Here is an 18,623-nt window from a genome sequence, read left to right on the forward strand (position 1 = left end):
GGGCGCTACTATAGCATAAAGATAAACCACAGGCGCGTAGTGCGCCGCGCTTCGCCCCTTCCCGGTGTCGATTACTTTATCCGCGGTTTGCCGTCATGTGGGCCAAAGAACTGCGGCGGATGGTCAACCCAGCGATCCTGGCGCGTCGCGGCATAGCCAGGATTGAGCGGGTAGTAAATTCGGTTGTACTTTTTGTTGGCCTCACCCACCACCAACAGACGAACCTCCTGCTCGGTGTTATTGAGAAAAGTGTGGCAGATGCCGGTACCAGCGGGAAAACCCACGCTGTCCCCCGGCTCCAGTTTCCAGAGATAGCCGTTTATCCACACTTCCGGATAGCCCTCCAGCACATAGATGAACTCTTCCTCATCGCTCTCCGCGTGCGGGTAAGAGGTGCGCCGCCCGGGCGGCAGTCTCTCGTGGTGGATCCCCAGCCGATTGAGGCGTAAACCGCGCCCCAGCGGCGCGCCAATAGAAAAACGCTCCGGGCTGTCGGGATAAGTGGCATCGTCGGGCCCTTCCAGTTCGCGCCAGTGGCGAATGCAATCAGGTCGTTTCATCGTTTTCTCCCGAAAATGAGACACTTCAGATATAGCATACCTGGGTCAGGCGTGTTGCGATTAAATCGGGCATGGCGGTTTTAGCGGCCGGCTAAGGCGCAGCCTCCACGAGCGTCAGCGGCCAGCACCCGGAACTGGCGCAGGCACCGACAACCTGAAGTATGACCCGCATCACCCGTCGGGTCTCGGCGTTTTCCGCGGAACGTGATAAAGTAACAGATTCAATTTCACGCAACCTGAGGATGCTCATGGATAAGACCCCTTCGCAAGAGATGTTAGCGCATGCTGAAAAGCTGTGTGCGCAACGCGGCGTACGCCTGACCCCACAGCGTCTGGAAGTGTTGCGCCTGATGAGCCTGCAGCAAGGGGCAATCAGCGCCTACGACCTGCTGGATCTGCTGCGCGAGAAAGAGCCGCAGGCGAAGCCGCCGACGGTCTACCGCGCGCTGGAGTTCTTACTCGAGCAGGGTTTTGTCCACAAGGTGGAATCGACCAACAGCTATGTGCTGTGTCATCTCTTTGACCAGCCGACCCACAGCTCGGCCATGTTTATCTGCGACCGCTGCGGCGTGGTGAAGGAAGAAGCGGCTGAAGGGGTGGAAGATATCATGCATACGCTGGCGGCCAGAATGGGCTTCGCCCTGCGCCACAACGTGATTGAAGCCCACGGCCTCTGCGCGAGCTGCGTGGAAGTAGAAGCCTGCAGCACGCCGGGACACTGCCACCACGATCATACTATTCAGCTCAAAAAGAAAGCCCGCTGAGCGGCAGCCGCAGCGGGAAAAAGGGTTAACGGCGCGTCCCTGCGCCATTCAGACAGGCACTAACACAAATGCTTCTTTCTTCGGATCAAGGAACGCTACCAGCGATAGTCGTTCTTATGCTCCCAGTCTGAGACTTCTTTCTCAGCCTGATCTTTCGCATAGCCGTAACGCTCCTGAATTTTGCCGACCAGCTGGTCGCGCTTCCCTTCGATTACGGTCATATCATCATCGGTAAGTTTGCCCCACTGTTCCTTGGCTTTACCTTTCAACTGTTTCCAGTTACCGCCGATTTCGTCTTTATTCATGATAACGTCCTCATCATTCGGTGGGTTTACAGCCCGTTTTGTGCCGGACATGGTATTAACTATAGATGAGAATGCTGGCGCCGATTCGTTATTCGGAATTTTTAACCACCATACCGATGGATAAGGCTGAGGAGATTTCCCCGGCTTGCGCTACGCTGAGCCGGGCTACTGAGTTGCCCCGGTAAGCGGCGCGCACCCCCGGGAATTCATGGTTAGCCGTTATGAACGGCAATAACTAGCTAAACCAGGTGCCGCGTCGCCAGTGGCGGCGCCAGATCAGCGCCAGCGACAGGCCGCGCAGGGCGAGAAACACGGCCAGCGCCAGCCACAGGCCGTGATTGCCGAGCACCGGGACCGTAAGCAGCGTCACGGCGAAGCCGGCCGCGGCGACCGCCATGCTGTTCCGCATCTCCGCGCCGCGCGTCGCGCCGATAAACATGCCGTCCAGCAGATAGCACCAGACCCCGACCACCGGCAGGATCGTCTGCCAGATCAGATAGCGATCGGCCAGTTGCTGCAGGGAAGGCAGCGAGGTTAACAGCGCGATGATGTGCCCCCCCGCCAGGCTGTAAACCAGGGCAAACGCCAGCGCCACCATACCGGACTGCCGGCAGGCCGCCCGCCACACCTCCAGCAGCTGGCTGCCGTCGCGCGCGCCGTAGGCCTGGCCGGAGTGGGCCTCCACGGCATAGGCAAAGCCATCCAGCGCGTAGGCGGTAAAAGTCAGCATGGTCATCAGTACGGCGTTGACCGCCACGATATCGCTGCCCAGCCGGGCGCCGAAGACGGTCAGCGCGCCAAAGCACAGCTGCAGCAGCAGGGAGCGCAGCATGATGTCGCGATTCAACGCCAGCAGACGGCGCATGTCTCCGCGCCAGGCGTTTTTCAGCATCGCCAGCGACACGCCGCGCAGCGTTAGCACCCGCTTCGCCATCATCAGGCCGATAATCAGGGTCGCGTACTCCGCGGTGACCGTGGCCAGCGCCGCCCCCTGGACGTTCATCCGCAGGCCCATCACCAGCCACAGGTCGAGCACAATATTCAACAGATTACCGATCACCAGCAAAATCACCGGTGCCCGGGCGTACTGGACCCCCAGCAGCCAGCCGAGCAGCACCAGGTTGGCCAGCGAGGCGGGCGCGCTGAGCCAGCGGATTTCGAGAAACCGTCTCGCCTGCTCGAGAACCGCCTCGCTGCCGCCGACGATATGCAGGGCGAGGTTAATCAGCGGCAGGCGAAACAGGATAATTAACACCCCGGCGCCCAGCGCCAGGACCAGCGGCTGCACCAGCGCCCGCGCCAGTCGCAGCGGATCTTTGGCCCCCCAGGCCTGAGCGGTCAGCCCGGTGGTGCTCATGCGCAGAAACAGCAGCAGCATAAACAGGAAACTGGTGGCCGTTGCTCCGACCGCGACGCCGCCGAGGTATACCGGGCTGTCAAGGTGGCCGATCACTGCGGTATCCACCAGCCCCAGCAGCGGGACGGTGATATTGGAGAAAATCATGGGGAGTGCAAGGCGCCACAGCGCTTTATCGGCAGCGTTGAGCAGCATGTTCGGAGACCTGATTGAGGACAAACGTCGCAGCGTCATGCATCAGATGACGCTGCGCGGGGGCAGGCGTTACAGCCATTCTCCATTACGGATCACGCCAACGGCCAGACCCTCAATGGTAAAACTCTGCTGACGCAGATCGACAACGATAGGGGTAAATTCGCTGTTTTCCGGCAACAGTTCGACGACGTTGCCCTGCTTTTTCAGGCGCTTCACCGTCACTTCATCGTCAATGCGCGCTACCACCACCTGGCCGTTACGCACATCCTGGGTTTTGTGGACCGCCAGCAGATCGCCATCCAGAATACCGATGTCTTTCATCGACATCCCGCTGACGCGCAGCAGAAAATCGGCGTTGGGCTTGAACATCGACGGGTCGACCTGATAGTGGCCTTCAATATGCTGCTGCGCCAGCAGCGGCTCACCGGCGGCGACGCGGCCGATCAGCGGCAGGCCGTGCTCTTCTTCCGTCAGCAGGCGGATACCGCGCGAGGCGCCGGAGACGATCTCGATCGCGCCTTTACGCGCCAGCGCTTTCAGGTGTTCTTCCGCCGCGTTTGGGGAACGGAACCCCAAGCGCTGAGCAATCTCCGCACGCGTCGGCGGCATGCCCGTCTGGCTGATATGATCCCGAATGAGATCAAACACCTCTTGCTGCCTGGTCGTTAACGCTTTCATTCCGCCCCCTGGGTGTATATACAGTTATGCTGTGAGTATATACAGCTAACGGTGATTTTGGAACCACATGGCACACAAAAATCGGCAGATTGTTTATATTTTGCGAGGGTTAGCGAAGAACGTTAGTGATAATGGCTCCACAGCAGCGTTCCCCAGGTGATCAGCGCGATGATAATCGCCAGCAGGACAGCCGCCGACCCCATGTCTTTGGCGCGCCCTGAAAGCTCATGATAATCCGAGCCAATACGGTCCACGACCGCCTCAATCGCGCTGTTGAGAATTTCGACTATCATCACTAGCAGGACCGAGCCAATCAGCAATACGCGGGTGATGGCGTCGACGTCCAGCCAGCAGGCTATTGCGACGGCCACAATGGCGGCGACGCCTTCCTGACGAAACGCGGCCTCGTTGATCCACGCCGCGCGAAATCCTTTCCAGGAGTAACCTGCCGCCTTAATGATTCGGGTTAACCCGGTGGTATTATTGGCCATCACAAAACCTTTTTTATGTAAATGACGTCGATGAGTGTACGCGTTTGCCGCGCGGTAACGGAAATTTTGCCCGCTTTCTGTTATTCTTGCCGCGCATTTGCATGATTAACCAGAGGCTTCACATCGTTTATGTCCGGCTGGCAACGAATTTACTATAAATTACTGAATTTACCATTACGGGTGCTGGTAAAAAGCAAGTCTATTCCGGCAGAGCCTGCTCAGGAATTAGGACTCGATACCTCGCGTCCGGTCATGTACGTCCTGCCCTATAACTCCAAGGCGGACCTGCTGACGCTGCGCGCCCAATGCCTGGCGCATGATTTACCTGACCCGCTAGAACCGCTGGAAATCGACGGCGCCCTGCTGCCGCGCTACGTATTCATCCACGGCGGGCCGCGCGTATTCACCTATTACACGCCAAAAGAAGAGTCCATCAAGCTGTTCCACGACTACCTCGATCTGCACCGCAACCATCCGGATCTCGATGTGCAAATGGTGCCGGTGTCGGTGATGTTCGGCCGCTCGCCGGGTCGTGAGAAAGGGGAAGTCAATCCGCCGCTGCGGATGCTTAACGGCATTCAGAAATTTTTCGCCGTCTCCTGGCTCGGCCGCGACAGCTTCGTGCGCTTCTCGCCTTCCGTATCGCTGCGTCGCATGGCCGATGAGCACGGTACTGATAAGATCATCGCCCAGAAACTGGCTCGCGTCGCGCGGATGCATTTTGCCCGCCAGCGCCTGGCCGCCGTCGGCCCGCGTCTGCCGGCCCGCCAGGATCTGTTTAACAAGCTGCTGGCGTCGAAGGCCATTGCCCGTGCGGTGGAAGACGAAGCACGCAGCAAGAAAATTTCCCACGAGAAGGCCCAGCAGAACGCGATTGCACTGATGGAAGAGATTGCCGCGAACTTCTCTTACGAGATGATCCGCCTGACCGACCGCATTCTCGGCTTCACCTGGAACCGCCTGTATCAGGGCATCAACGTGCATAACGCCGAGCGCGTACGCCAACTGGCGCACGACGGCCATGAGATTGTCTATGTCCCCTGCCACCGCAGCCACATGGACTATCTGCTGCTCTCTTACGTCCTGTATCACCAGGGGCTGGTGCCACCGCACATCGCGGCGGGTATCAACCTTAACTTCTGGCCGGCCGGGCCAATCTTCCGCCGCCTCGGCGCGTTCTTTATTCGTCGCACCTTTAAGGGCAACAAGCTCTACTCCACGGTGTTCCGCGAGTACCTTGGTGAACTGTTCAGCCGCGGCTATTCCGTGGAGTATTTCGTCGAAGGCGGCCGCTCCCGTACCGGCCGTCTGCTCGATCCGAAGACCGGTACGCTGTCGATGACCATCCAGGCGATGCTGCGCGGCGGCACCCGGCCGATCACTCTGGTGCCGATCTATATCGGCTACGAGCACGTGATGGAGGTGGGGACCTATGCCAAAGAGCTGCGCGGCGCCACCAAAGAGAAAGAGAGTCTGCCGCAGATGCTGCGCGGCTTAAGCAAGCTGCGCAACCTTGGCCAGGGCTACGTTAACTTCGGCGAACCGCTGCCGCTGATGACCTACCTGAACCACCATGTGCCGGAGTGGCGGGAAGCGATTGACCCGATCGAAGCGGTCCGCCCCTCCTGGCTGACGCCGACGGTGAATAACATCGCCGCTGACCTGATGGTGCGCATCAACAACGCCGGCGCGGCCAACGCCATGAACCTGTGCTGTACGGCGCTGCTGGCCTCCCGCCAGCGTTCGCTGACCCGTGAGCAGCTCACCCAGCAGCTGGAGTGTTACCTCGCGCTGCTGCGCAATGTGCCCTATTCGCCGGATGCCACCGCCCCATCCGCTTCGGCCAGCGAGCTTATCGACCATGCGCTGCAGATGAATAAGTTCGAAGTTGAAAAGGACACCATTGGCGACATCATCATTCTGCCGCGCGAGCAGGCGGTGCTGATGACCTACTATCGCAACAACATTGCCCATATGCTGGTGATGCCGTCGCTGTTAGCCGCCCTGGTGACTCAGCATCGTCATCTCAGCCGCGCCGAAGTGCTGCGCCATGTGGAAACGCTCTACCCGTTCCTCAAAGCCGAGCTGTTCCTGCGCTGGGAGAAAGCGGAGCTGGCCGGAGTAATGGATGCGCTGATTGCCGAGATGCTGCGTCAGGAGCTGATCGTCATCGATGGCGATGTGATGAGCCTTAACCCGTCGCACTCTCGCTCCCTGCAGTTGTTGGCCGCAGGCGCTCGCGAGACGCTGCAGCGCTACGCCATCACCTTCTGGCTGCTGAGCGCTAACCCGTCGATCAACCGTAGCTCGCTGGAGAAAGAGAGCCGTACCGTGGCGCAGCGCCTGTCGGTGCTGCATGGCATCAACGCGCCGGAGTTCTTCGACAAAGCAGTGTTCAGTACCCTGGTGTTGACCCTGCGCGATGAAGGCTATATCAGCGATACGGGCGATGCCGAGCCGGAAGAGACCCTGAAGGTCTACCGGATGCTGGCGGATTTGATTACATCGGATGTACGTCTGACGATCGAAAGCGTCACGCAGGACGACGCGTAACGCGGCGTTTGCCGTCCTCACCGCCCCCCGGTAAACCGGGGGGATGGGGACAGGGGTTTTACAGGTAGCTCATCGCCAGGCCGAGGAACAGCACCAGCCCGACGTAGTTATTGTTCATAAACGCTTTAAAGCAGTTATCGCGGTCGCGATTGAAGATAAGCTTCTGCTGCCAGCCAAACAGACCCGCCGCCACGAACAGCGACCAGTAGTATTCCCAGCCCAGCCCATTCAGCCAGCCCACCGCGCCCATCAGCGCCAGCACGGCCACCTGCAGGATACCGATAATCAGACGATCGTTTTCGCCGAACAGGATCGCCGTCGATTTAATGCCGATCTTGACGTCGTCATCGCGATCCACCATCGCATACTGGGTATCGTAGGCCACTGCCCACAGAATGTTGGCGAGGAACATCAGCCAGCAGCTCAGCGGCAGCGATTCACTGACGGCCGAGAAGGCCATCGGGATCGACCAGCCAAAGGCCGCCCCCAGCACCACCTGCGGCAGATGGGTGTAGCGCTTCATAAACGGATAGACCCACGCCAGCGCCAGCGCCGCCACCGACAGCAAAATCGTCATGGTGTTGAGGGTAAGCACCAGCAGGAAGGAGAGCAGCACCAGAACGATAAACAGCGTTCGCGCCTCTTTCTCGGTGACGTCGCCGCTCGGCAGCGGACGGCGGGCGGTACGCTTTACGTGACCATCAAATTTTCGATCGGCATAGTCATTCACCACGCAGCCGGCGGCACGCATCAGCCAGACGCCGGCGACAAAGACCGCCAGGATCCACAGCGGCGGGACGCCCGGCGAGGCCACCCATAGCGCCCACAGCGTCGGCCACAGCAGCAGCAAGGCGCCGATCGGTTTGTCAGTGCGCATCAGGCGATGAAACGCCAACAGCTTATTCTGCGACAGACTCCACTCCATTTTTTCTTCCTCTTAGTACAACGGCGACGCAGGCAAAAACAGCTCGGTCAGCAGCAGGGGTTTGCCGCTCAGCCGCAGGCGGGAACGACGTCCCCACAGCGCTGCATCGCGACCAATTTCAATAAAATCGCGGGTTAACGTCGACGACGTGAACAGGTATCGCCCCAGCGGGGTCTGCCCGAGCTGCTGTAGCGCCAGCTCCGGCCCACACAACGTCGACTCCGGCACCACCGTGCGCCCGGCCAGCCAGGGCTCACCGTCGGCATTGAGTATAATCTCCCGCAGCCAGTAGCGCGGCTCGTCGGGCAACAGCGCCGCTTCGTCAGCCAGCGCCTCACGCCCGATATACCCTTCGTTAACCAGGGTGACGGTGACCTGCTTTCCTTGTTGCTCAAAACGCTGGGTCATTGAGTCCTCCAGCAGCAGCCAGTCACTCAGAGGCGGCGCCAGGGGCGGCATAACGGCAAAATAGCGCAGCGCACGCAGTCGCGTAAGCGCAGGATGGGACATGCCTGATTCTCCGGTACATAACGTGAGAGCATTGTATCGCAGAATAGGCGGTTGGTGGCGGGCAAACGTCAATATACGATCATTCACGCAACAGCCATGCAACAGACCGCCGCGCGTGCAAAAAAAGGTGCATCCCGGAGGATGCACCTAAAGGCTGTGCCTAAACATCAGCATTGTGGGGAGACGATTACCCCTTGCCTTTTACACTGCTGATAAAGGTGGAACGAGCGGATTTCGAGCCGAGGCGCTCAGCTTCGTTCATCAATTTCAGGGCTTTGTCGATGTCACCTTGTTTCACCGCCTGCTTAATACCGTTATTGAAGTAGGTTTCGGTATCGCTGAGCATCGGTTCGCTTTTAGCGGCCGGCGCCGCAGCGGCTGCGGCGGCTGGCGCGGCTACCGGCGCCGCGGTGTTACCGACGGTGACCGGGCCCGGGCCGGAGGAGCCGAACAGCGGCCCCACCAGCACGCTGGAGGTGCTGTTGGTTTTCACTTTCAGCTTCAGCACGCCATCGGTGGTATGTTTGGCGATCGGATCCGGGATGTCCGGCGCCGCATTGCCTGCGCCTTTGGCATAGGCTTTCGCCGGATCCAGCAGGGTGGTGGTCTGCTGGAGATCTTTCTCAGTGGTAAACACCAGCACATAGAGCTTCTGCTGGCCCAGCGCCGGGGTCAGGCGCATCACGCCGCCCAGGCGATCGGCAGTCATCACGCCCGGCTGCTGATAGGTGAAGTAGTTGCTGGGGAAGAACGCCGCTGGCGTCATGTTCTGGTCGAGAATCAGCACGTTCGGCGCAAAAATCTGCTTATGTTTGTTCAGCTCGCTGTCGAGGGTCAGGGTCAGCTCACCGATATTGGCCGGCACGCTCCAGGCGGCGACCGGTCCGACGATCCCCGGTACATCCAGGCGTTGACCGCCGGTGGTTAAATCTACGCTCTGCGTCTTCGATTGATCGGCAGGCGTCCAGATCAGCTGCTGCAGCGCACTGGCTGGAATAGACGGCGCGGCGCTGGTGTTCTGCGGTACAAAGTTAACATCGGCAAGGCTCATCCCCGGCACGCATGCCAACATCCCTGCGGATAAACACAGAGCGACGAGAGTTTTCTTCATTTTCATTCTTCTCACCTTGGATAGCATCGGTTTAGCGGTAGCCAGGCAATAGCGCGCTAACCCTGAATAGTCAGGAGGGGCCGATGCCCCTCCCAGGTTACACCCGTCCTGCGGACGGTATTACCACCACACTTCCATCTGGGCACCGAAGGTAACTTCGCTGTCGTCACCGCGGCTGGAGGTGAAAGCGCCGCTTCCGCTGCTGTCTTTCGTCTGCAGACCAGAGGTGTTGCTGTAGCCCCAGTTTTCATCCCACTTCGCGTAGGTTGCGAAGATACGGATAGCCGGACGAGACCAGACGCTATTCCCTGCCTGCCATTGCTGAGCCAGAGTAATTTTGTACTGGTTGTTGTTTTCGCTGGTACGCTGGGATTTCACGTTGTCGTAACCGATTTCCAGCTGGGTGCTCATGATCGGCGTCCATTTGTACATCGGACGAACACCCACGGTGTACCAGGTGGAGCCGTTTTTGCTGTCCAGATCCACGTCCTGGTACATCGCAACGTACATCAGGCCCCAGTCATCGTTGAAGTCCATCGCGCCGTGATCCAGAACGCGGATCATGCTGCCGTTGTTATCGATGCTGGTCCCTTGAGAGTGGCCGCTGTTCCAGGAGGTCATTGCGTCAGTGGCGTACTGAACGACAAACTTGTTGAAGCCGCCCCAGATGGACTGAGTATGTTCACCGGTCCACATCCAGCCGTCTTTCGACGCGCCGTCTTCCAGACGGTAGTCATCCTGCGGGTTAGCACGGCCGTAATCGACGCCTAACTCCAGCACACCGCCCGGGTTGGTTTCCAGGCCCGCCAGACGGATGTCAAAGACGTCGTTGGCAGTTTTCGCAGCATATTTTTTGGTGTCATCGCTGGAGAAAGTATAAGAGCCGCCGCTTTCTGAGTTACGAGTAGCGGCCAGAGAGAGCTTACCGAAGCCAAGGTCAACGTTTTCCAGACCTGCACCCGGGCCGGAGATATCCCAGTAGTAGAAGTCGATCATGTGAACGTCATGACGCTGATAGAAGCGTTTACCCGCCCACAGCGTGGAGCCCGGCAGCCAGTCGATCAGGTTTTTACCCTGGATGTTGGCTTCACGGAACGCCGGAGAGGTGCTTTCCCAGTCATCTTCCTGATTCACGGAATAGGCAACGTTAGTATCGAAATAAAAACTCTTATCCCCTTCCTTCCACAGCTCCTGGCCCAGCTTCAGTTCCGCATAGGTTTCACATTCGTTACCAAGACGGTATTTACTTTGAGCGCCGGTCGCTTTGAAGCACTGTTGCTCGCCGCCGCTGCCGGTCCAGCCAATGCCGGAACGCGCGTAGCCATGGAAATCGACAGCCAGCGCCTGAGCAGACATAACGCCTGCCGCGACGGCGACCGCCAGTGGAAGTTTGCGCAGAGTAATCATCATTCTATCTCCTGAGATCATTGCTTTTCTTTGCACGCTTCGCCGGTGTACCGCCAGCCGGGTTCGCGCCTTTTTTTAATGGGAAGCCTTACACGCCCGGCTCTTTATGCAGCCGACGACAAGCGGTGCCATCCTCACGGAATAAATGGCAACGTTCTGGCGGCAAACCGATGGCGAATGTGGCTCCCTCTTCTACCAACACCACGTCGTTCTGGCGGTAAACCAGGTTCTGACGGATGGCGGGGATCTGGATATGAATTTGCGTTTCGTGACCTAACTGCTCGACGACCTGAACCTCACCTTCGAGGGTCACATCGGCGATATCGCTGGGCAGTAAATGCTCCGGGCGGATACCTAAGGACATGTTGGCGCCCGCCTGAACGTTGGCGCTGTCCACCGGCAGCCAGATTTGCTGACGGTTCGGCAGTTCAACCTGCACCTGATCGATAGCCGTCGCGGTGACTTTAACCGGCAGGAAGTTCATCTTCGGTGAACCGATAAAGCCGGCGACGAAGCGGTCAGCCGGATAGTGATAGAGTTCCAGCGGTTTCCCGACCTGCGCCACCCGGCCAGCGTCGAGGACCACGATCTTGTCCGCGAGGGTCATCGCTTCCACCTGATCGTGGGTGACATAGATCATGGTGCGGCCCAGTCGCTTATGCAGACGGGAGATTTCGATACGCATCTGGACGCGCAGGGCGGCATCGAGGTTGGAAAGCGGCTCATCCAGCAGGAAGACGCTCGGCTCAGCCACCAGGGTACGACCAATCGCCACGCGCTGGCGCTGACCGCCGGAGAGGGCTTTCGGTTTACGCTCCAGCAGATGGGCCAGCTGCAGCACTTCCGCAACCTGGGTCACCCGCTGGTTAATCAGATCTTTTTTCGCGCCGGCCAGCTTCAGGCCAAACGACATATTTTCCGCAACGGAAAGGTGGGGATAGAGCGCATAAGACTGGAATACCATCCCAACGCCGCGTTCTGCCGGTGGGATCTCGTTCATGCGGGTGTCCCCGATAAACAGGTCCCCGCTGGTAATAGTTTCTAACCCGGCAATCATACGCAGCAGGGTAGATTTGCCGCAGCCCGATGGCCCGACAAACACGACGAATTCCCCTTCGTGGATATCGAGATTGATATCTTTCGATACCACCACGTCACCCCAGGCTTTCGTTACATTTCGCAGCTGTACGCTCGCCATGCCCTTCTCCCTTCGTTACAACCTGTCACTAACAGTCACATTCAAGATGGGTCGACTATGCGGCATTCATTAGCCGGGCAAATCCTCCACCCCCCGGCTTTTTTATGGGGGAGGAGATGGGAGGATGAGAGATTGGCTCTCGCCGCGGGGGATGGCGGGCGGCGCGTGATTTCGTGATGGAGGCGACAAAATTGGGCGCTTTTTTCTGTGCTCCAGGACGCAATACGGCCGTTTTTGCAATGGAGATCACACAACCAGCGGGTGGGGCGTAGACCTGGGGAGGATGGAAAGGGGTTGTTAAAAAAGGAAACTCATCATCGTTAAGCCACCGAAGTGTATCCACGAGTACAACACCAAAAAGGACGGGTATATGAAAATCAAAACTGGCGCTCGCATCCTCGCGCTGTCGGCACTGACCACGATGATGTTTTCCGCCTCTGCCCTCGCGAAAATTGAAGAAGGTAAGCTGGTTATCTGGATTAACGGCGACAAAGGCTACAACGGCCTCGCTGAAGTGGGTAAAAAGTTTGAAAAAGACACCGGCATTAAAGTTTCCGTAGAACACCCGGACAAGCTGGAAGAGAAATTCCCGCAGGTTGCGGCGACCGGCGACGGCCCGGACATCATCTTCTGGGCGCATGACCGTTTCGGCGGCTACGCGCAGTCCGGCCTGCTGGCGGAAATCACCCCGGACAAAGCGTTCCAGGACAAACTCTATCCGTTCACCTGGGATGCCGTTCGCTATAACGGCAAACTGATCGCCTACCCGATCGCGGTGGAAGCGCTGTCCCTGATTTACAACAAAGACCTGGTGCCGAACCCGCCGAAGACCTGGGAAGAGATCCCGGCGCTGGATAAAGAACTGAAAGCGAAAGGTAAGAGCGCGCTGATGTTCAACCTGCAGGAACCGTACTTCACCTGGCCGCTGATCGCTGCCGACGGCGGATACGCGTTCAAGTTTGAAAACGGCAAGTACGATGTGAAAGACGTCGGCGTGGACAGCGCAGGCGCGAAAGCGGGCCTGACCTTCCTGGTTGACCTGATCAAGAACAAGCACATGAATGCCGATACCGATTACTCCATCGCGGAAGCGGCCTTCAACAAAGGTGAAACCGCGATGACCATCAACGGTCCGTGGGCGTGGTCTAACATCGATAAGAGCAAGGTTAACTACGGCGTGACCCTGCTGCCGACCTTTAAAGGCAAACCATCGAAACCGTTCGTTGGCGTGCTGAGCGCGGGGATCAACGCCGCCAGCCCGAATAAAGAGCTGGCGAAAGAGTTCCTCGAAAACTACCTGATGACCGATCAGGGTCTGGAATCGGTTAACAACGACAAACCGCTGGGTGCCGTGGCGCTGAAATCCTTCCAGGAAAAACTGGAAAAAGATCCGCGCATCGCCGCCACCATGGCGAACGCCCAGAAAGGCGAAATCATGCCTAACATCCCACAGATGTCTGCCTTCTGGTATGCCGTTCGTACCGCGGTTATCAACGCCGCCAGCGGTCGTCAGACTGTCGATGCTGCGCTGAAGGATGCCCAGAGCCGTATCACCAAGTAAGAAAACGGCGGGTGGCGCTTGCGCTTACCCGCCCTACCACTACGGCTCGGACCGTAGGTCAGGTAAGCGAAGCGCCACCTGACAAATAAGCTTTCACCGCTGTAGAGGATGATCCCCATGGATGCCGTTAAAAAGAAACACTGGTGGCAAAGTCCGCAACTCACATGGTCTGTGATTGGCTTACTGTGCCTGCTGGTGGGTTACCTTGTTGTTTTGATGTACGCCCAGGGGGAGTACCTGTTCGCCATCATGACGCTGATTTTAAGCTCAGTTGGCCTGTATATTTTCGCTAACCGCAAGGCTTATGCCTGGCGCTATGTCTATCCCGGCCTCGCCGGCATGGGCCTGTTTGTCCTGTTTCCGCTGATCTGTACTATCGCTATCGCGTTCACCAACTACAGCAGCACCAACCAGCTGACCTTTGAGCGCGCACAGCAGGTGCTGATGGATCGCTCCTTCCAGGCCGGCAAAGCCTATAACTTCACGCTGATCCCGGCAGGCGACGAGTGGAAGCTGGCCCTGACCGACGGCGAGAGCGGTAAAAACTACCTTTCCGACGCCTTTAAATTCGGCGGCGAGCAGAAGCTGGCGTTAAAAGAAACCGACGCCCTGCCGGAAGGCGAGCGCGCCAACCTGCGCGTCATTACCCAGAACCGCACCGCGCTGAACCAGCTGACCGCCGTGCTGCCTGATGACAGCAAAGTGATCATGAGCTCGCTGCGCCAGTTCTCCGGCACCCAACCGCTGTATACGCTTGGCGAAAACGGCGTGCTGACCAACAATCAAACCCACGTCAAATACCGCCCGAACAACGACGTTGGTTTCTACCAGGCCATCAACGCCGACGGTAGCTGGGGCACAGAAAAGCTGAGCCCGGGCTACACCGTGACTATCGGCTGGGACAACTTTACCCGCGTCTTCCACGATGAAGGCATCCAGAAACCGTTCTTCGCGATCTTCGTCTGGACGGTGGTGTTCTCGGTGCTGACCGTGGTGCTGACCGTCGCGGTGGGGATGATCCTCGCCTGCCTGGTGCAGTGGGAAGCACTGAAAGGCAAAGCGATTTACCGCGTCCTGCTGATTCTGCCGTATGCCGTACCGTCATTTATTTCGATTCTGATTTTCAAAGGTCTGTTCAACCAGAGCTTTGGTGAAATCAACATGATGCTCAGCACGCTGTTCGGCATTAAGCCGGCGTGGTTTAGCGACCCGACCACCGCGCGCACCATGATCATCATCGTCAACACCTGGCTGGGCTACCCGTACATGATGATCCTGTGCATGGGGCTGCTGAAGGCGATTCCGGACGATCTGTACGAAGCGTCGGCAATGGATGGCGCCGGCCCGTTCCAGAACTTCTTTAAAATTACCTTCCCGCTGCTGATTAAGCCGCTGACGCCGCTGATGATCGCCAGCTTCGCCTTTAACTTTAACAACTTCGTCCTGATTCAACTGTTGACCAACGGTGGTCCGGACCGTCTCGGCACCACCACCCCGGCCGGTTATACCGACCTGCTGGTGAGCTACACCTACCGTATCGCCTTTGAAGGCGGCGGCGGTCAGGACTTCGGCCTGGCGGCGGCTATCGCCACGCTTATCTTCCTGCTGGTTGGCGCGTTAGCGATTGTGAACCTGAAAGCCACACGCATGAAGTTTGATTAATTGGAATAACCAGGCGTTATTGGCGCGGGCAGTTTGGACTCGGCCAGCGCGGAAGAACCGGAGCGTACACGTAGTACGTGAGGATTCTGAGCACTGCCCGAGTTCAAAATGGCAAGCAAAATAGCCTGGTGCGAAGTCAAGGGGAGTAAAATTACAATGGCTATGGTCCAACCCAAATCGCAGAAGCTACGTTTATTTACCACGCATCTCCTGCTACTGATTTTTATCGCCGCGATTATGTTTCCGCTGCTGATGGTTATCGCCATCTCGCTGCGCGAGGGTAACTTCGCCACCGGCAGCCTGATCCCGGATACGATTTCCTGGGAGCACTGGCGTCTGGCGTTAGGCTTCAGCGTTGAACACGCGGATGGCCGCGTCACGCCGCCGCCGTTCCCGGTCCTTCTGTGGCTGTGGAACTCGATTAAGGTCGCCGGGATCACCGCGATCGGTATCGTCGCCCTCTCCACCACCTGCGCCTACGCTTTTGCCCGTATGCGCTTCCCGGGGAAAGCGACCCTGCTGAAAGGGATGTTGATTTTCCAGATGTTCCCGGCGGTGCTGTCGCTGGTGGCGCTGTACGCGTTGTTTGACCGCCTGGGCCAGTACATCCCGTTCGTCGGCCTCAACACCCACGGCGGCGTGATCTTTGCCTACATGGGCGGTATCGCCCTGCACGTCTGGACCATCAAAGGCTACTTCGAAACCATCGATGGCTCGCTGGAAGAAGCGGCTGCGCTGGATGGCGCGACCCCATGGCAGGCGTTCCGCCTCGTACTGCTGCCGCTGTCGGTGCCGATTCTGGCGGTGGTCTTTATTCTGTCGTTCATCGCGGCTATCACCGAAGTGCCGGTCGCCTCGCTGCTGCTGCGCGATGTGAACAGCTATACCCTGGCGGTAGGTATGCAACAGTATCTCAACCCGCAGAACTATCTGTGGGGCGACTTTGCCGCCGCGGCGGTACTCTCCGCCATCCCGATTACGGTCGTGTTCCTGCTGGCGCAGCGCTGGCTGGTGAACGGCCTGACGGCGGGCGGGGTGAAAGGTTAAGTTTTTTGTAACACCGGCCCCAAATTTCAGAGGAGGGCCGACGGTCTAGCCGCAATACACGACCCCAACCGGGTATTGTCGCCGTCGCCCTCAGCTGAAAAAGTAAGGCCAATGCCACTGCTATCCTCAACTGGACCCTACATAAATTCTATTTGTGACTGTTGGTCAGCGGCCCTGGAGGCCGCTTTTTTTTATTCGCGTTTCAGGCGATTAGAGTTACACAGCCAGAGCGTAATCACCAGAATCAGGATCGCGGCGGAATAAATAAGTACCGCCATCGGCGACTCATGGTCGATGATGATCAGACGCACAATCGCGGTGATGCCGATATAGACAAAATAGCGCAGCGGGAAATGGAACCCCGACTGAAAATACTTGACGATCAGCGCGATAAACTCGAAGTAGAGAAAGTAGACCACCAAACCTTCCACCAGCCGGTACTTACTGGTCGGCTCCGGGGTAAAGAGGACATCGGCCAGATGCAGCGTCTCTTTACCGAGGAAGACGATCAGGATAATCCCCAGGCACAGCAGCCCAAGATTCAAAACCGTTTGCATCGCAGTGGCGATAAAATTCACCAGTGGGCGATAAACCGACGACATATTCACACCTCATAATCAGTCCGTGTTGCGTCCGGTATAGCGCAAAAGTGTGATCCAGATCTACAGTTACCCCTCACCGCGTGGGCTTTAATTTTTTTCGCCCTCAGGGCAGGATTTCGGCAAAAGAGAAAAATGCTCTCCTTAACGGCGTGTGATCGACATAACTGATTCCCATGATTTGCATAAAAATTTGCTTATACAATCATTGTTAATCAATAGCTTAATTTACATACAAGCCTGCATGTTTAGATATGGCTAAAAATAAAATTTTTCTCCAGACCTTAATAAATAAAGGGTTATTTGAGAAGGTTTTTTTCTGCCGATTCCCTTAGCATATTTCCTCATCATCTTACGTCCAGGAATCATAATAATGTCTGACCAAACATCCTCTCTTTTTATTCGCTGGCTACAGCGAGAAGTCGTACCAGCATTAGGTTGTACTGAACCCGTTGCTATTTCATTTACCACCGCTTACGCCGCGAAACATTTAGCGATACCCTGCGAAAAAATTAGCGGTTTTATTTCTGCCAACCTGTATAAAAACGCCACGGGCGTCACGATTCCCGGCACGACAGTTAATGGCGTCGCGCTGGCCGCCGCCATCGGCGCCTTTGGCGGCGATGCCGATAAGGGATTACAGACCCTGGCAGGCATTACTTCACAGCATGTGGAACAGGCACAAGCGCTGGTGGACGCCGGCCACGTTAATATTGACGTCCAGGACACGCCTGACTTTATTCATCTCGATCTCACCCTCAGCGCCGGTGACCAGACCTGTCGCGTCGTGGTAAAAGGCACGCATACCAATGTGGTCGAGTTATATATTAATGGCGAACAGCAGCCATTACACGCCGGGGAAAATAGCGCCACAGCGCAGGCCGAACTGCCAACTTTCTCTCTCCAGGAAGCGTATGACTTTATTATCTCCACCCCGGTTGAGAATATTACGTTTATTCTGGAAGCCGCCCGCCTCAATAGCGCACTGGCTGCAGAAGGAAAATCGAAAAAGTATGGGTTGAATATTAACGGAACATTCTCTGAAGCCGTTAAAAATGGTTTGTTAAGCAATGACTTAATGAGTGAGGTCATTATCAACACCGTCGCGGCTTCCGATGCGCGTATGGGCGGCGCCCCGGTGGTGGCTATGTCGAACTTCGGCTCTGGCAACCAGGGGATCGCGGCGACCATGCCGGTGGTAACCGTCGCCGAGCATCTGAATGCCGATGAAGAGACGCTCGCTCGCGCGCTGGCGCTCTCACATCTGACGGCCATTTCCATCCATTCGCGCTATACCCGCCTGTCCGCACTGTGCGCGGCCTCCACCGCCGCCATGGGCGCCGCCGCCGGTATGGCATGGCTGTTTACCCGCAATATCGAAACCATCAACACCGCCATCATCAATATGATTAGCGATGTTACCGGCATGATTTGTGATGGCGCCTCCAACAGCTGCGCGATGAAGGTGTCCTCGGTGGTTTCCAGCGCCTTTAAATCTGTATTGATGGCGATGCAAAACCGCTGCGCCAGCGCCAACGACGGCATTGTCTGCGCCGACGTCGAACAGTCGATTAATAACCTGTGCCGCCTCGTGATTAAGCCTATGGCGCAAACTGATAAAGAGATCATTCGTATTATGGTCAGCAAATAAGACCAGCCCTTTTGTACCCTACGCAATAATGATTTATTGCCTGCACCAA

General features: G+C 57.4%; 17 protein-coding genes. 6 read left to right on the plus strand and 11 right to left on the minus strand.

The window, feature by feature from the left end; translation table 11 throughout:
* Positions 1 to 71 precede the first annotated feature (71 nt).
* On the minus strand, positions 72 to 560 hold the full coding sequence (locus tag ACLH1I_RS19585; RefSeq protein ID WP_004206295.1) for a cupin domain-containing protein: 489 nt from the start codon (positions 558 to 560) through the stop codon (positions 72 to 74).
* Between the two features lie 248 nt (positions 561 to 808).
* Here ACLH1I_RS19585 and zur point away from each other — a divergent pair, with 248 nt between their 5' ends.
* Positions 809 to 1,324, plus strand: coding sequence for a zinc uptake transcriptional repressor Zur (gene zur, locus ACLH1I_RS19590; protein ID WP_004206294.1), 516 nt, complete (start codon positions 809 to 811; stop codon positions 1,322 to 1,324).
* 95 nt (positions 1,325 to 1,419) lie between these two features.
* Here zur and ACLH1I_RS19595 read toward each other — a convergent pair whose 3' ends face one another.
* The 4 genes from ACLH1I_RS19595 to ACLH1I_RS19610 all read right to left on the minus strand — a co-directional run bounded on the left by ACLH1I_RS19595 (position 1,420) and on the right by ACLH1I_RS19610 (position 4,350).
* A complete protein-coding gene (locus ACLH1I_RS19595; protein ID WP_004206293.1) occupies positions 1,420 to 1,629 on the minus strand; it encodes a CsbD family protein in 210 nt (69 codons plus the stop codon).
* Between the two features lie 235 nt (positions 1,630 to 1,864).
* Positions 1,865 to 3,181, minus strand: coding sequence for an MATE family efflux transporter DinF (gene dinF, locus ACLH1I_RS19600; protein WP_198080093.1), 1,317 nt, complete (start codon positions 3,179 to 3,181; stop codon positions 1,865 to 1,867).
* 69 nt (positions 3,182 to 3,250) lie between these two features.
* A complete protein-coding gene (gene lexA, locus ACLH1I_RS19605; RefSeq protein ID WP_004206291.1) occupies positions 3,251 to 3,859 on the minus strand; it encodes a transcriptional repressor LexA in 609 nt (202 codons plus the stop codon).
* Positions 3,860 to 3,981: 122 nt separating this feature from the next.
* A complete protein-coding gene (locus ACLH1I_RS19610) occupies positions 3,982 to 4,350 on the minus strand; it encodes a diacylglycerol kinase (RefSeq protein WP_004206290.1) in 369 nt (122 codons plus the stop codon).
* A gap of 129 nt (positions 4,351 to 4,479) precedes the next feature.
* Between ACLH1I_RS19610 and plsB the strand changes: the two genes are divergently transcribed.
* The gene (gene plsB, locus ACLH1I_RS19615) at positions 4,480 to 6,903 is read left to right on the plus strand and encodes a glycerol-3-phosphate 1-O-acyltransferase PlsB (RefSeq protein ID WP_004206289.1); all 2,424 of its coding nucleotides are present in this window, start codon (positions 4,480 to 4,482) and stop codon (positions 6,901 to 6,903) included.
* Positions 6,904 to 6,961: 58 nt separating this feature from the next.
* On the opposite strand, the gene ubiA is transcribed toward plsB, so the two are convergent.
* The 5 genes from ubiA to malK all read right to left on the minus strand — a co-directional run bounded on the left by ubiA (position 6,962) and on the right by malK (position 12,054).
* Positions 6,962 to 7,828 (minus strand): 4-hydroxybenzoate octaprenyltransferase, encoded by an 867-nt coding sequence (gene ubiA / locus ACLH1I_RS19620; RefSeq protein WP_002884808.1) that lies wholly within the window; start codon positions 7,826 to 7,828, stop codon positions 6,962 to 6,964.
* Between the two features lie 12 nt (positions 7,829 to 7,840).
* Positions 7,841 to 8,338, minus strand: coding sequence for a chorismate lyase (gene ubiC, locus ACLH1I_RS19625; RefSeq protein ID WP_017900123.1), 498 nt, complete (start codon positions 8,336 to 8,338; stop codon positions 7,841 to 7,843).
* 187 nt (positions 8,339 to 8,525) lie between these two features.
* Complete coding sequence (gene malM, locus ACLH1I_RS19630) at positions 8,526 to 9,455, minus strand: maltose operon protein MalM (protein ID WP_008807310.1); 930 nt, start codon at positions 9,453 to 9,455, stop codon at positions 8,526 to 8,528.
* 114 nt (positions 9,456 to 9,569) lie between these two features.
* On the minus strand, positions 9,570 to 10,859 hold the full coding sequence (locus ACLH1I_RS19635; RefSeq protein ID WP_002884747.1) for a maltoporin: 1,290 nt from the start codon (positions 10,857 to 10,859) through the stop codon (positions 9,570 to 9,572).
* 85 nt (positions 10,860 to 10,944) lie between these two features.
* Entirely contained in the window at positions 10,945 to 12,054 is a 1,110-nt protein-coding gene (malK, locus tag ACLH1I_RS19640) for a maltose/maltodextrin ABC transporter ATP-binding protein MalK (protein WP_002884743.1), read from the minus strand.
* A gap of 370 nt (positions 12,055 to 12,424) precedes the next feature.
* On the opposite strand from malK, the gene malE reads away from it, so the two are divergent.
* The 3 genes from malE (at position 12,425) to malG (ending at position 16,324) form a co-directional block, all read left to right on the plus strand.
* The gene (malE, locus tag ACLH1I_RS19645; RefSeq protein ID WP_004206285.1) at positions 12,425 to 13,615 is read left to right on the plus strand and encodes a maltose/maltodextrin ABC transporter substrate-binding protein MalE; all 1,191 of its coding nucleotides are present in this window, start codon (positions 12,425 to 12,427) and stop codon (positions 13,613 to 13,615) included.
* Between the two features lie 117 nt (positions 13,616 to 13,732).
* Positions 13,733 to 15,277 (plus strand): maltose ABC transporter permease MalF, encoded by a 1,545-nt coding sequence (malF, locus tag ACLH1I_RS19650; protein WP_017900124.1) that lies wholly within the window; start codon positions 13,733 to 13,735, stop codon positions 15,275 to 15,277.
* A gap of 156 nt (positions 15,278 to 15,433) precedes the next feature.
* Entirely contained in the window at positions 15,434 to 16,324 is an 891-nt protein-coding gene (gene malG, locus ACLH1I_RS19655) for a maltose ABC transporter permease MalG (RefSeq protein WP_002884725.1), read from the plus strand.
* A gap of 191 nt (positions 16,325 to 16,515) precedes the next feature.
* On the opposite strand, the gene psiE is transcribed toward malG, so the two are convergent.
* Positions 16,516 to 16,926, minus strand: a complete 411-nt coding sequence (gene psiE / locus ACLH1I_RS19660; RefSeq protein ID WP_004206282.1) for a phosphate-starvation-inducible protein PsiE — start codon at positions 16,924 to 16,926, stop codon at positions 16,516 to 16,518.
* 370 nt (positions 16,927 to 17,296) lie between these two features.
* Here psiE and ACLH1I_RS19665 point away from each other — a divergent pair, with 370 nt between their 5' ends.
* Positions 17,297 to 18,574: a serine dehydratase subunit alpha family protein gene (locus ACLH1I_RS19665; RefSeq protein WP_100098483.1), complete on the plus strand. Its 1,278-nt coding sequence runs from the start codon at positions 17,297 to 17,299 to the stop codon at positions 18,572 to 18,574.
* Positions 18,575 to 18,623: the final 49 nt, after the last annotated feature.

The organism is Klebsiella sp. 1SOBk10mer (assembly GCF_046602535.1).
Classification (GTDB): Bacteria; Pseudomonadota; Gammaproteobacteria; order Enterobacterales; family Enterobacteriaceae; genus Klebsiella; species Klebsiella quasipneumoniae.